Origin of the sequence: Maritalea sp. S77 (genome assembly GCF_049801075.1) — a bacterium.
Lineage (GTDB): Bacteria > Pseudomonadota > Alphaproteobacteria > Rhizobiales > Devosiaceae > Maritalea.
The window spans coordinates 297,951-311,524 of record NZ_JBNAGG010000004.1 but is presented as its reverse complement, the minus strand read 5'-3'; the positions used below and the strand labels follow the sequence as shown (position 1 = coordinate 311,524).

Sequence of the window (13,574 nt, the reverse complement as noted above, 5' to 3'; positions counted from 1 at the left end):
ATCCCAATAGCGGATGGTGTGGATGGCTCCTACACACCGGCGTTAAATGCGCCATAATGGCAGGTGTTATCACTGCTAGTATAGGAGCCACAAATGCAGATTATCACAATTGGCGTTGATCTTGCCAAGAATGTTATTCAGGTCCACGGCGTTTATGAAGATGGATCGGTCGCTTTCAACAAACCCTTACGTCGCGCCCAAATGCTGCCCTTCTTCGCAAAATTAGCCCCCTGCTTGATTGGTATAGAGGCTTGTGCATCGAGCCATTATTGGGCGCGTGAGCTGACGACGCTGGGTCATGAAGTAAAATTGATGCCAGCCACTTACGTAAAAGCCTATGTTAAACGCGGCAAATCGGATGCGGCAGACGCTGCTGCTATCTGCGAGGCTGTCACACGTCCCAGCATGCGGTTTGTGGCCATCAAGACAGAAGACCAGCAAGCTATATTAAGCCAACATAGTGTTCGTCAGGCACTGATCAATCAACGCACCCAGCTGGTAAACATGATCCGTGGTTTGCTCGCCGAGTTTGGGATTATTATTCCCAGAGGCATTGATCATTTGCGCCGCCTTGCGCGCGAGATGCAGGTTGGCGAACTTTTGGAAATTCCCGAGAGTGCTGAAGATGTCATTGCGCTGCTGTGCGATCAATTGATTGATCTTGATTTGCGCATCGCCAGGCTGGACAAGACCATCTCTGAGCAGGCCAAGCAGGATGAACGCATTGAACTACTACGAACCATACCCGGCATCGGGCCCCTAACAGCCTCCGCCATCGTTGCGACCATCGGCAATGGAAGGCAGTTTCGAAGTGCTCGCGACTTTGCTGCCTGGATCGGCCTGACGCCACTCAACAAATCGAGTGGTGGTAAACAAGTGTTGGGGCGCATAAGTCGCATGGGCAATCAATATCTACGCAAGCTTTTGGTCAACGGCATGGCAAGTCGCGTGCGCGCTGCCAAAACCAAACCTGAAAGAGCTGATCCATGGATGCTCAGCCTGCTCGAGCGCAAGCCCGTAAAGCTCGCGGCCGTTGCTATGGCAAACAAAACAGCTCGCATAGCATGGGCGGTGCTCACCAATGGCGAACCGTACAGGGAGATGAGTACAACCTAAAAAGAGAATAAGTTTGCAAGAACGTATGATGTGATGAATATCCGGGCCAGCCGGAGAGCCAAGACACCCCGCCAATGTCCGGGGACATAAATAGTCCGCCAAGCGGAATGGGACTTGGTTCGCGGAAATCATCAGGGCCAGCAGCATAAACCTGCATCAATAGGCCGGACACAGGACTGTATCTGATCTCGGAAATAAGTCACAAAAAGTACTTGCAATTACGGAGCCATCCACACAGGACATTGGGACTCGCTCAGCAACTCCAGTTTGGCAAGCAGGGCTGTCAGCAATCATGATTGATGTTCATGTCGTCCCCCGCTAGCAATCCATTCGCCGAGATAAATCCGCTCAAAAGCAAAGACCACGGCGATGGCCACCCACGCGATGATCACAATGGTAGGGTCGCTGCCCGCTTTGGTTATGCTAAACGCGGCAAGCACGACGGCATCAAAAACCAGCGCGGCGATCAGGATATAGGGGGAAGCGCCGATCTCTTTTCGGCGATGGCGGAACACGCCCCAATGCACCAGCATATCCATCACCAGATAGAAAAAAGCACCGAGCGACGCAATGCGGCTCAGATCGAAAAAGATCGCAAGAAATGAGGCAATCACCACGGTGTAGATCAATGTGTGCCGTTGGATTGTGCCGCTCATGCCGAAATGGCTGTGCGGGATCATCTTCATATCGGTGAGCATGGCCAACATGCGCGACACTGCAAAAATGCTGGCAATAACGCCCGACGCGGTCGCAATCGCGGCCAATAGGATGGTGAGCGTAAAGCCAATTTGCCCCAAGGCAGGCTCAGCAGCTTCTGCCAACGCATAGTCTTTGGCCGCGATGATCTGGTCAATGGGCAGGCTGGCGTTCACGCCGAAGGCCACCACCAAATAGGTGGCGGTGCAAATCAGGATCGAAATCACGATGGCGCGACCCACATTCTTGTGTGGGTTTTCGACTTCAGCGCCGCTATTGGTGATGGTGGTAAAGCCTTTAAAGGCGAGAATGCCAAAGGCGATTGAGGCGACAAAGCCGAACCCATCGACATTTGAAGAAGCTGTTTGGGCCATCGAGAAATCAAAGCCGCTGGCCCAAAGCGCCGCGCCACCAAACAAGCCGATACCAGCGATTTTAAACACAGCCATCACAATGGAAATCATCCCGATGGAGCGGTTGCCTGCAATATTGACAATAAAGGCGAAAAATATAACGCCAACTGCCAGAATAGGCACCAATATGCCGCCGGAGATATCAAAGAACCGCAACACATAGGTGGCAAAGGTGCGCGCCACCAAGCTTTCTGCGATCACCATGCTCAAGGCCATGAGCAAGGCTGCTCCCGCCGCAACGGCGCCCGCGCCATAACATTTTTGCAAGATCATCGCGATGCCTCCGGCGGAAGGCCAGGCGTTCGACATTTTGATGTAGCTATAGGCGCTGAACAGGGTGACAAATGCGCCGATGATAAAGGAGAGTGGGAATAGGTTGCCCGCGAGTTCGGCCATCTGCCCGGTGAGGGCGAAAATACCTGCGCCAATCATAACGCCGGTGCCCATGGCAACTGTGCCGCTCAAGGAAATTGAGTTGGCCTTATAGTCACCTTCTTTTTGGTCGCTTTCCATCTCTCCCCCTTCGTGGCCGTGTTATCGATCACATATTATGTGCTTGGTACTCAACGCCGTTGGCCACCTGCAGTTCCCGAATATATTTGACGATAGCGGCAATGTGCAATTGGGTCATATCCGGTTGCGGCGGCATATTGCCAAAGTTCCAGTGGTGTTGGGGCACACCATTTTGCGCTGCGCTTAAAAATGCGCCGTCGCCATGATGGCCCGGATTGTAGATATCGTGCACCAATGGTGGCCCGCTATCGCTGCCGCCTGCATTTTCACCATGGCAGCTGGCGCAGTTGGCTTTAAAGATTTCTTCGCCCTTTGCTGCTAAGGGGGAAAGCTCTGTTGCGTTGACCGCGACGCGTCCTGACATATTTTGAGTGTCAGGGTAGTTCGTTGCGGTGAGCATGTTATATCCCACCCCGATGAACCCAAGGATTACAAATCCCAACAAAACATACTTCAATGCTGCATCCTTCCCCCGCAAATCTAGTTTGCGCCTAGGTTGCAACCTTCCAGTGCTGGAAGGTCAAGAGAGAAGTGGCGCACTGCGACGATTTAACTTCGGCAAACCAATACTGGTTGATTGACCTTCCCCCAGCTGGAACCTACATCTTCCGTCTAGAAGTCAACCAACGCCTAAATTTGGACTTTTTGTCTAGGCAGAAGAGTAGCATGAACAAGAATGTCCTGATCATCTCCGCGCTGGCCATTGTGGCGCTAATGGCTTTCCTTTATGTGCAGAGCAACACGCCTGCACCGACGCGTGCGCCGATGGTTTCAGTAACGCCGATTGAGGTGAATGGGCAGACGGCGCTTGGAAAAGCAAAGTTTGATGAAAATTGTGCCAGTTGCCATGGCGAAAATGCAACTGGACTTGAAGGGCTTGGGCCGCCGCTTGTGCATAAGATTTATGAGCCTTCCCATCATGCAGACATTGCGTTTATGCTGGCCGCACGAAATGGTGTTCGTGCTCATCACTGGCCGTTTGGCAACATGCCAGCTGTCGACATTGAGGAAAGCGATATGCAGGCGATAATTGCCTATATCCGAAAACTGCAGGTGGCAAACGGGATTGATTAAAACGACTTGTCATAAACTCAGTGTGCATAATGTGACGTTTTTGGCGCTCGCATTTGTGCTCGCCATTGCGACAGCATTGCCTGTTAATGGTGCGACGTTGGTTTTTGGCGATCACGGACACGAGGTGGTGGCGCAAGATACACATGCCCATGAGGCCTCGACTGGCTATGAAATGGGTTGTGATGATCAAGCAAGCGTACATTGCGGCGTTAAAATTGCTATCAGCGGTTGGCATTTACCGACTGGTTTTGTGGCCATCGCCCATAGTTATGCTCAGAGCAATTTGCAGATGCTTTTGGCGCGGTCGATCGCTCAGGAGATACCTCCCCCCCGACTCTAAATGTTGAGCCCAAACCGCTTTTCAAAAATTTAGAGGACGATCATGAATAAAATTGAACTTACAATCGGCGCTGTGTTTTCATTGGCAATCACCGGGGCTGCGCTGGCCCACGGGGGTGCAACCGGTGTTGTTAAAGAACGTATGGACGGCATGATGGCGATGGGGAATGCCGTTAAATCCCTATCGTCGATGATGCGTGGTGATGTCGATTATGATGCTGATGTGGTCAAAACCAATGCGCAAACCATTCAGCAACATGCGGGTGAAGCGCTGACCGAACTGTTTCCCGAAGGAAGTGATGGTGCGCCTTCAGAAGCGAAGCCTGAAATCTGGTCCGATGGGTCGGAGTTTGAAGTTCTTGCGAAACAGCTCGAAACCTATGCCGTTGCTTTGGAAGCCGCGGCGCCGAATGGGCTGATGATGCAAGGCCAGAACAATAGTGGCATGATGGAAAGCTCAGATATGATGAGTGGTTCGGGTATGATGGATAGCTCGGACATGATGGGCAGTGCGGATGGCATGATGGGCGGTACGCAAATGATGGACACCGAAGAGCTGGCCAATATGCCCGCCGATGGCGTGTTCAATATGCTGGCGCAAACCTGTGCCAGTTGTCATGGCAAATTTCGCATCGAGAAAAAGTAATGGTGAAAAGACTAATTGTGCTTTTGATGGGCGCAACAGCGGTAGCTGTTGCGTCCACCGTTGCCCTTGTGTTTTGGCCCATTGGCAATCCACCTGAACTGAAACAACTTGAAGGTAATGCCAAACGCGGCGCCTATTTGGCTAGAATGTCGGGCTGTATCGCTTGCCATACAGACGGTGAAAATGGCGGTGCCCCTTTGGCTGGCGGCGTGAAGTTAGCTACGGATTTTGGCACTTTTTACTCGCCCAACCTTACCCAGTCCGGCGAACATGGCATGGGTGACTGGACGATTGATGAGTTTGCCAAGGCGGTGCGCCAAGGCATCTCTCCAGAAGGGGAACCCTATTACCCATCATTTCCATATCCGTTTTATGCCAAGATGCCGGATCAGGACATTGCCGATTTATGGGCGGCATTTCAAACCGTGCCTGCCGTGGACGAACCGTCTGTGCCGCACGCAATGAAGTTTCCGTTTAACTTCCGGCCGGGACTGAAATTGTGGCGCGCGGCGTTTGTGGACTTTTCTCCTTTTGAGCCGGATGAGAACCATTCGGATGCTTGGAACCGCGGCAAATATATCGTGAAAGGGCCCGCCCATTGCGGCGCATGCCATACCCCACGTAATTTTGCCGGGGCGCGGAAGGCGAGCTTTGAATTACAAGGTGCGAACAAACTTCCAACGGGCGGCAAAACACCTGCCATTCATGCATCTGCCCTTATGGATAAGGGCTGGACCCACAGTGCGCTTGCTTATGCGTTAAAAAGTGGCGTGAAGCCAGATGGCGACGTGTTCGGCGGTAGCATGGTTGAAGTGGTGCGTGACGGCACATCATTTCTCGCACCGAAAGACCTTGAGGCCATTTCGATTTATTTGCTGGGAGAGACCAATGTTGCAGACCAGTAGACGAGATGCGCTAAAGCTATTAGGCGGCGGCGTGGCGGCGTTGGTTGTGGTGCCGTCGATAAGCCTGGCAGAAGAGCGGGACGGAACCTCCTTCAAGCTGGTAGCACAACCGGTGCAGCACAAATTGCACCCCGCCCCTGATGCTCAAGAATCCACTTTGTGGAGCTATAATGGACAGGTGGCTGCGCCAACCTTGCGCATCAAGCAAGGGGAGCGGGTGACCATTGAATTCACCAACGCCTTGCCGGAACCAACTTCTATTCATTGGCACGGATTGCGGATTGCTAATGAAATGGATGGTGTGTCTGGATTAACGCAAGACCCTGTGCCGCCCGGTGAGAGCTTCACCTATGAATTTGTGGCCCCTGATGCCGGCACCTATTGGTATCACGCGCACCACAAAAGCTGGGAACAAGTGGCCCGCGGCCTTTATGGCGGCTTGATTGTTGAACCCGCGGACGGCACCGTTTTGCCGGACGCGCAAGATCATCTTTTGATTATTGATGATTGGCGATTGGACGGCGAAGGCAAGTTTGATGCAGCGAGTTTAGGTGCTCCTATGGACTGGAGCCACGGAGGGCGTCTCGGCAATTGGCTGACGGTGAACGGCCAAAGCCTGCCAAATATCTCACTGCCCAAGAATGCACCCAGTCGATTGCGGCTGATCAATGCCAGCAATTCGCGCATTCTGGACATTGATCCCGGACGATTTGGCGGCAAAATCCTTGCATTTGATGGGCAGGCTCTGCCCGATGCCCCGATGGAGCTTGGCTATACACCCTTATTGCTTGGCCCCGCCCAACGTGTGGATTTGCTGGTGGAGCCGGAAGAGGATTTTGTGCTTGAGGAACTGTCACAAGAGCCATTTGCCTTTTGCTCATTTGAAGTGGAGACGTCAGAGCAAAAAGCGGCGGCGTTTACGGTGCCAACACCAAACAAATTGCCCATGCCAGCGGCAGAAGATCGGTTCAAGTTTGACTTGCGCATGACCGGCGGGGCGATGGGCCGGCTAGATAATATCTATTATCAGGGTGAAAAGCTGGACAGTGGCGGTTTTCAACGCACCAAGCAGTTTTGGGCCTTCAACAATGTCGCCAACCTGGCTGAGGAACCGCTGTTCAGGGTGAAGAAGGGGCAGACTGTGGAGTTGAATGTCTCCAACATCACCGCCTTTATGCACGCGATGCATGTGCATGGACATCACTTCCTGATCGAGGATCGTGATGGACGCGGCGTTGAGCAAAGCCCATTGTGGCGTGACACGTTCTTGGTGGGGGCGGAGCAATCAACGCGCATTGCGTTTGTAACGGACAATGCGGGGAAATGGCTGTTCCATTGCCATATGCTTGAGCATGCGGCATCGGGCATGAATGCCTGGTTTGAAGTGACGGTTTGAAACTGGTGTACATGTTTGGACTGGAAATGGCGCTTCGTCGCGGTTAGATTGTGTTTATGATCCGGATTTTCACCCTATTGGTCGCAGCCACATTGTTGTTGGGCCAGCTCGGCATGGCCAGCAATGCAGCGCAAGGCAAAAGCTTTGCGCTGGTCGATGTTTATGTGCAATCGGTGAAGAATGTGCATGGCTGCTGTGATGATAATTCGGCCACATTGGGTGCAACAGATTGTGCCAGCGAGTGTGTACACGCCATCCTAAGTGGTGTTGCACTTGTGATGCCTCCAAAGCTGGAGCGCGCATCCGAAACATTCATCTTGCCGATGCGGGCCATCCAGGAATGGCCCAACGGACCACCCCCCATATTTCACCACATCTAATTCACCTTTTGATGTTGGACTGCCAGCGCCCGCGCGCATGGCTTATTGTTATATGTGGTAAAAATGAACTCATCTTATTTCTCGCTGGAACGGCGACATATGCTGAAAGGCGCAGGCGCTTTTGCGCTTACTGGCGTGTTGGCTGGTTGCACAACGACGGCCAGCGATGCCCCTGATTTATCTGCGGCGAAAGCGCTCTATGGGCCTTTGCCGAAAGAGCGTTTTCCGATCGCAGCCCTGCCGGTGGAAAAAATCGACCCGCAGTATTATCGTCAAACTGTGCGCTATCGCACCAAAGAACCTGTGGGCACGATCATCGTCGATACGTCGTCGTTTTTCCTCTATCTGGTGCAGCCGGACAACAAAGCGATACGGTATGGCGTTGGCCTGGGTCGCGCCGGCTTTTCTTGGTCGGGCAGCGCCATGGTGCAATGGAAACGCAAATGGCCGACCTGGACACCGCCTGCTGAAATGATCAAACGGGAGCCGCATCTGGAAAAATATAGCCATGAAAATGGCGGTATGCAGCCGGGGTTGAAAAATCCGCTGGGTGCCCGTGCGCTTTACATTTTTAAGGATGGACGGGACACGCTTTATCGGCTGCACGGCACACCCGAATATTGGAGCATTGGCAAAGCGGTCTCCAGCGGCTGCGTAAGGCTATTTAATCACGATATTATCGATCTCTATCAGCGGGTCCCGAATAAGACCCCCATAGTGGTGATGTAAAATGAAAAACTTGAATAAATGGACACTCGGCGCGGTGGCCGCGCTGATTTTAGCAGGTGGATATTGGGGGTATGCCCAATATGCAGCGCCACAGGCAGAGGCACAAACGGGCCTTCTTCCTTATAAAAACACACAAGTGGTGGCGAAAGGCGAGGAAATATATGCCGCCAATTGTGCCGCATGCCATGGTGACAATCTTAAAGGCGAAGTCAAATGCCCGCATGCCGGCGCCGCCGCATGATGAGACGGGCCACACTTGGCATCATAGTAATGAGTTGCTGTTCAACCTGAACAAATATGGGATCGCACGGCTAATCAACAATCCAGACTATCAAACAGATTTGCCGGTTTATGAGGAGGTGCTGAGCGACGATCAAATCATCGCGGTTTTGGTTTATATTAAATCCACTTGGCCAGAAGAAATTCAGCAGCGTCACGACCAAATGAACGCTGGTGGCACTTAGAGGGGCGCCTATCCTCACGCGGAGGCGCTTCAATGTGCCTCCGCGGCACTCTGATGTGCGCTCGCTCGTTGGTTGCGCCTGGGTCATATAAAGACGAATAGACCTGTGCGCTATCTCAGCGTTTATTTCGGAGACGCCACGTCGATATCCGAAAGTGTCCAGATTTATGCTGAGAACAGCAGGGTCGGTCTCCAAAATCGACCCCTTCCGCATTTCAAGTCTCGACTACGTCGCCAGTGTAAAAAATCCCAAAAGCTGACATTGGGACTATTTGATTTGAATTCCTAAAAGCGGACCTACGTCAACCGATTTGCTAGGATATGGATTAAGGTCTGCAAATCGGTCTAATGCCGTCGTTCACAGCACGCGCAGACTGGGTCACATTGAGCAGCGGCTTTTCGCAGTAGCTACCCCTCGGTGGCCCGTTCAGACTTAGCTTTGCCATTTGGAAGATTGCCGTGCCGCGTTATTCTGGTGCGAACACATGGCTCACTGCGGGTGGTGCAATTCGCCCGCACCTATCCTGGTAAACGCAACTTACCCGATCTCAGAGCTTGGCGCATTAAATGTAAAGAGCCGTCGCCCATTCGATTCTAATTGTGCATGGGTCCGCGTTCGGAATCTAGATGACGCATATGATCCTGATTTTGGCACCACTCTTCGGTCTGGCTGGGCGTATTTATTATTAATATCAGTCATTTATGTGCTTTGATCAATTTGAGTATATATAGGTATATTTAATATATTTTCTATTGACCCCGGAAAAGTATATGTGTATGTTACATTCATACTAAGGAGGTCAACATGGAACTTACGAAACACGCAAGTCGACGGGCAGCACAGCGATCAGTCCCCGAAGGTGTAATCGCCGCGATTTATGTTTATGGCGCCAGCTACAGCACGCGTGGTTGCACTGGCCTGAGGCTGGATCGCACTTCGATTGAGTTGGCAGCTAACGACTTGTCTCCGCAGGAGCTTGAGCGGCTTCGTCGGTTCCATGACGTCTACCTCGTCACTTCGGGGTCTAAAGTCGTCACGGTAGCAAGAGCGACCTCCCGCCGCTTTCACTAACAACCACCTACAAAAGGAAATTGAGCCTTGGAAAATTCCATCATTCCTCAGAAATATCTCTCCTTGATCGCAACCGACGCTGCTAAGGCGCACCTCGCATCGCCTGCACTGACTATCGCGGAAGAGGGTGAGCTTCGGATCGCTTACGCGCCATTTGACCACATCACGCCAAACGCACGTCTAGTCATTGTAGGCATTACTCCTGGCGCAGCTCAGGCCACCGCGTCACTCACGGCCAGCCGCGCTGCAATCGTGGCGGGTGCGGATGTGACGGACGCTCTGGCTCGGGCCAAGTCCCACGCCAGCTTCAGCGGCCCAATGCGCACCAACCTCGTTGCGATGCTGGATGCGATCGGCGTGGCTGAATACTTCTACCTTTCGTCCTCGGAGCAATTGTTTGAAGCGGGCAGCGATCAGGTTCATTTCACGTCGGCGCTGCGCTATCCAGTGTTCCGGCAGGGCAAGAACTATAATGGAACGCCAAACATGCTGAAGACGCCGATGCTGCGACAGATGATCGACACTTACTTGGCTGAGGAGGCGCGGCAACTTCCCGAGGCGCTCTGGCTTCCACTGGGGCCAAAGGCAGAGGAAGCCCTGAAGCACTTGGTACAGCGCGGCGTCTTAATGGAGGAACGTGTGCTTGCCGGGATGCCGCACCCTAGCGGCGCTAACGCGGAACGCGTTGCGGTCTTTCTTGGGCGCAAGTCACCACAGGCAGCGTCACGTCAAACAAATGGGGCTGCCCTCTGCGCCGCCTTCAAGCGGCTTGAGAAGCAGATTTCCAAACTGAAAGGCGGTGCCCTATGAGCCGTCGCACAACTTCTGCCCCCTCTGCAGACGAGATCGTGATTGAAGTGCTGAACGACCTACGTAGCGTGCTTCTCGGTATCGCATGCCAGATAATAGTGACCACCGGGGAGAATGAACAGGCAGAAGCCTTCCTAGGTATCTCGCTGGAGGATTTCTCGTTGGGCTCCATGCCGGGTGACGTCGAAATCCAAATAAGTAACATTGATCTGAGCCGTTTCTGGATTAGTCGGCATATCGAGCGTGCCTGTGCCTTTGCCTTGCAGACCGGCACCGCGGTTGAGCGTACAGCCTTCGATGAAGCCGATTGGAATGATCTGGAGGTCTTCCTAGAAGGAGCACCTCGAACCAGCTTCGGCGGAGAGCTGACCGCCTTGGGGCATGAGGACAGCGCGCTGCGCCGGACGCTTGAGATGGCCCGTGCACGCGTCGGACTGATAAATGGCTCGGCCCTTACCATCCGTCAGCTGTCGCTGCTTGCCGGGATCGGCGAAACAGCGGTGCGGACCTCGTTGAGCGCCGATGGCATCAAAACCGAAGGCAAGCCTGCACGAGTCAGCGCAGAGCTGGCGGAACCCTGGCTGCTACGTCGTCGGGGATTTGTCCGGACCCTTCAGCTTGAAGACGAGACGGAAGATGCCTCTCCGCTGATCGTGGAACTCCGGACGCTGTTGGCCGAGCGCCAGATGGAGGTCGAGGACCTGATTGCAAAGGCGGAGGTCGATGGGACTTGGTTGGCAGGGTTGCTGTCGGGTGACTCCGTCGCTTGCGACGTCGAGTACTTGTGTCGAACTGCGTCCGCCCTGGGAATCGACCCTGCTGCTTTCGCGGGCCGAGCGGTCGAGACACTGCTAAGAGCGCGCTAAGCGGCGACGCAGGCTTGCCCATAGCCGGGGCAAGCCTGCGTGTCAGAGCAGAGATCCAAGGCTAGGAAATGAAGCACTGCACATCGAGTGCCGCGAAATTTCCAGGCGATCGTGGCTGACGGACATGAGGAAGGTTATAGTCAGGCAACGAAAATCCGGATTGAAAGCGTGAAACGAGGCTTTTGTTTCTAGGTCGGGTAACGGGCCGCCTTTGCCTAAAGACCGAACGAATGCACGCACAACGAAGGTTCGGCAAGGTCGCGGAAGTATGGGCTCCCTGCTGCCGTTTCACACTTTGGCTTTGACTTTATCCCAAAAGCAGACATTCGGTTCCCGGATAGTTTTCAACTTGCGCCGCGCAAACACTGCTTTGCCTCCACGGCGAATTTAATGCATATGTTTACGCTGTGCTCGATCTAACGCGAGCTCCCTGACGATTATAGAGCTCTTATCCACGTGCGAATTTTGGCTTAAAACTTGTTAAACTTATCTGTAGTCGATACTTGTATGATGAGTGATTTAGCTTGACGGAGAACTTTGATAATAATGGGAACAGCGCGCACAATTGTATTGGAACTTAGAGACAAATTGGCCGCCTTCATTGCCAATGGTGACTTTAAAGCGGGTGACAAATTGCCAACAGAAGCGGCGCTGGCTTCAAAATATGGCGTGTCGCGCACCGCCTTGCGGGAAGCTCTAAAACTGTTGGAGCAAAGCGGCACCATTTATGTGCATCACGGCAAAGGGCGATATGTTGGGGGTATTGCCGAACTCAAAGTCGAGCGGCCGATTACACTTTTTGAAAGCGTTACCGCCCTTACCCGAGGCAATGGGTATGACCCCACCAATAAAGTACTGTCTATTGCCGAGCAACAAGCGCCTGCGTATATTTCCGAAGCGCTAAAAATAGCGCCCTCCGACCGGGTGTTGCGGTTAGAGCGCATCCGCATGCATCGCGATGATGTGTTGATGTATTGTGTGGATTACGTGCCACGACAGCTGATCAGTGACAAAATCTACGATGTGGAATGGTCAGACTCGCTGATCGCGCTTTTGGAAAGCTACGGACACAAGGCCACCATGTCGAGCGCCACAGCCGCCGCTGTGATGCTACCCGATGACGTGGTTGCCGCCAATAATTTGGAAGAGTTTGGCCCGGCTTTCCGCATTGTCGAAACGGTTTACACCGCCGCCGGCGAACCAATCGTTTATGCAGAAGATTACCATCGCGGCGATGCATTTGAATTTAGTTTTGTGCGCTCTTAATAGCGCTGCCAGGTCAATATACCGGCGCATATGATGATGGCGGCCCCCAAAAGCACAATCGGTTCGATTGGGGCAGCAAACAGCAATGCCCCGTAAATCACGCCCCAAATAATCTGGCTATATTGGAACGGGGCCACCAGATTAGCCGCCCGCGATCGTAAAGCACGCACCAATAAGCGGTGTCCACAATAAAAGCAAAAACCAGCGGCCAGCAATGGCAACGCAAAATCAGTTGTAAGCGGACGCACCTCGGAGAATGGTAACAAAAATCCCGCGCAGCAAATCAGGCCAATCAACACGGTACTGACCAGCGCCAAGTCCGTTTCACTGGCTTTCAAATTTCGCATGACCAACATGGAAGCGGCGAACACAAAAGCTGAGCCCAGGGCCGCCACATGCCCCCAACCGATCACGGAGATACCGGGACGCAACACTATGATAACACCCACAAATCCAAGCATCACCGCAAAGGATTGTTTGCGGGTCAACACTTCTTTGAACAGAATGGCTGAGAAAAACGCCACCAATATGGGCGTGAGAAATGCCAACACATAGGCTTCGGCCAGCGGCAACAGATCAAATGCAATATAGATCAACACCGTATCGATACCCAAAAACACCGCCCGAAGAACCGCAATTTTTGAATGTAGGGGCCAGAGCGCTTTGGGTCGTTTTTGAATGAAGGCATGCGCCACGGTAAAGCCAAGACCGACCACACTCACCATGATCGAAGTTTGTGCCACAGAATAATGGCTGGTCAGATATTTCACCATGGCGTCACACAACGACAAAACGGCAAATGCCGCTGGCGCCCACACTAAGCTTGCGGGCGCGATGGCAGAACTGATTTTCATTGCAACATGCCTAATGGCGCGCCGGAGGGGTGATCC

The 13,574-nt window shown here is 53.0% G+C and carries 16 protein-coding genes; 13 read left to right on the top strand and 3 right to left on the bottom strand.

The window, feature by feature from the left end; translation table 11 throughout:
* Positions 1-93: 93 nt before the first annotated feature.
* Positions 94-1,116: an IS110 family transposase gene (locus ACP15Y_RS14650; RefSeq protein ID WP_424982476.1), complete on the top strand. Its 1,023-nt coding sequence runs from the start codon at positions 94-96 to the stop codon at positions 1,114-1,116.
* A 290-nt stretch (positions 1,117-1,406) separates the two neighbouring features.
* Here the strand turns inward: ACP15Y_RS14650 and ACP15Y_RS14645 are convergent, their stop codons facing one another.
* Complete coding sequence (locus ACP15Y_RS14645) at positions 1,407-2,738, bottom strand: APC family permease (RefSeq protein WP_424983844.1); 1,332 nt, start codon at positions 2,736-2,738, stop codon at positions 1,407-1,409.
* A 28-nt stretch (positions 2,739-2,766) separates the two neighbouring features.
* Positions 2,767-3,195 carry a c-type cytochrome gene (locus ACP15Y_RS14640; protein ID WP_424983843.1) on the bottom strand — a complete coding sequence of 143 codons (429 nt, stop codon included), beginning with the start codon at positions 3,193-3,195 and terminating at the stop codon, positions 2,767-2,769.
* A gap of 209 nt (positions 3,196-3,404) precedes the next feature.
* On the opposite strand from ACP15Y_RS14640, the gene ACP15Y_RS14635 reads away from it, so the two are divergent.
* The 12 genes from ACP15Y_RS14635 (at position 3,405) to ACP15Y_RS14580 (ending at position 12,684) form a co-directional block, all read left to right on the top strand.
* Complete coding sequence (locus ACP15Y_RS14635; protein ID WP_424983842.1) at positions 3,405-3,812, top strand: c-type cytochrome; 408 nt, start codon at positions 3,405-3,407, stop codon at positions 3,810-3,812.
* Complete coding sequence (locus ACP15Y_RS14630) at positions 3,805-4,152, top strand: hypothetical protein (protein ID WP_424983841.1); 348 nt, start codon at positions 3,805-3,807, stop codon at positions 4,150-4,152. The genes ACP15Y_RS14635 and ACP15Y_RS14630 overlap by 8 nt, the downstream gene beginning before the upstream one ends.
* Before the next feature lie 42 nt (positions 4,153-4,194).
* Positions 4,195-4,797, top strand: coding sequence for a c-type cytochrome (locus ACP15Y_RS14625; protein ID WP_424983840.1), 603 nt, complete (start codon positions 4,195-4,197; stop codon positions 4,795-4,797).
* Positions 4,797-5,702 carry a c-type cytochrome gene (locus ACP15Y_RS14620; protein ID WP_424983839.1) on the top strand — a complete coding sequence of 302 codons (906 nt, stop codon included), beginning with the start codon at positions 4,797-4,799 and terminating at the stop codon, positions 5,700-5,702. The genes ACP15Y_RS14625 and ACP15Y_RS14620 overlap by 1 nt, the downstream gene beginning before the upstream one ends.
* Positions 5,686-7,098 (top strand): multicopper oxidase family protein, encoded by a 1,413-nt coding sequence (locus ACP15Y_RS14615; protein WP_424983838.1) that lies wholly within the window; start codon positions 5,686-5,688, stop codon positions 7,096-7,098. The genes ACP15Y_RS14620 and ACP15Y_RS14615 overlap by 17 nt, the downstream gene beginning before the upstream one ends.
* Positions 7,099-7,154: 56 nt before the next feature.
* Positions 7,155-7,478 carry a hypothetical protein gene (locus tag ACP15Y_RS14610; RefSeq protein ID WP_424983837.1) on the top strand — a complete coding sequence of 108 codons (324 nt, stop codon included), beginning with the start codon at positions 7,155-7,157 and terminating at the stop codon, positions 7,476-7,478.
* Between the two features lie 63 nt (positions 7,479-7,541).
* Positions 7,542-8,207, top strand: a complete 666-nt coding sequence (locus tag ACP15Y_RS14605) for a L,D-transpeptidase (RefSeq protein WP_133573048.1) — start codon at positions 7,542-7,544, stop codon at positions 8,205-8,207.
* Position 8,208: 1 nt separating this feature from the next.
* Entirely contained in the window at positions 8,209-8,448 is a 240-nt protein-coding gene (locus ACP15Y_RS14600) for a c-type cytochrome (protein ID WP_424983836.1), read from the top strand.
* A complete protein-coding gene (locus tag ACP15Y_RS14595) occupies positions 8,429-8,671 on the top strand; it encodes a hypothetical protein (RefSeq protein ID WP_424983835.1) in 243 nt (80 codons plus the stop codon). The genes ACP15Y_RS14600 and ACP15Y_RS14595 overlap by 20 nt, the downstream gene beginning before the upstream one ends.
* 1,098 nt (positions 8,672-9,769) lie before the next feature.
* Entirely contained in the window at positions 9,770-10,552 is a 783-nt protein-coding gene (locus ACP15Y_RS14590; protein WP_424983834.1) for a uracil-DNA glycosylase family protein, read from the top strand.
* A complete protein-coding gene (locus ACP15Y_RS14585) occupies positions 10,549-11,418 on the top strand; it encodes a hypothetical protein (protein WP_424983833.1) in 870 nt (289 codons plus the stop codon). Before ACP15Y_RS14590 ends, ACP15Y_RS14585 begins: the two co-directional genes overlap by 4 nt.
* Before the next feature lie 546 nt (positions 11,419-11,964).
* Positions 11,965-12,684 (top strand): GntR family transcriptional regulator, encoded by a 720-nt coding sequence (locus ACP15Y_RS14580; protein ID WP_424983832.1) that lies wholly within the window; start codon positions 11,965-11,967, stop codon positions 12,682-12,684.
* Here ACP15Y_RS14580 and ACP15Y_RS14575 read toward each other — a convergent pair.
* Positions 12,681-13,538, bottom strand: coding sequence for a DMT family transporter (locus ACP15Y_RS14575; protein WP_424983831.1), 858 nt, complete (start codon positions 13,536-13,538; stop codon positions 12,681-12,683). The genes ACP15Y_RS14580 and ACP15Y_RS14575 overlap by 4 nt on opposite strands.
* Positions 13,539-13,574: the final 36 nt, after the last annotated feature.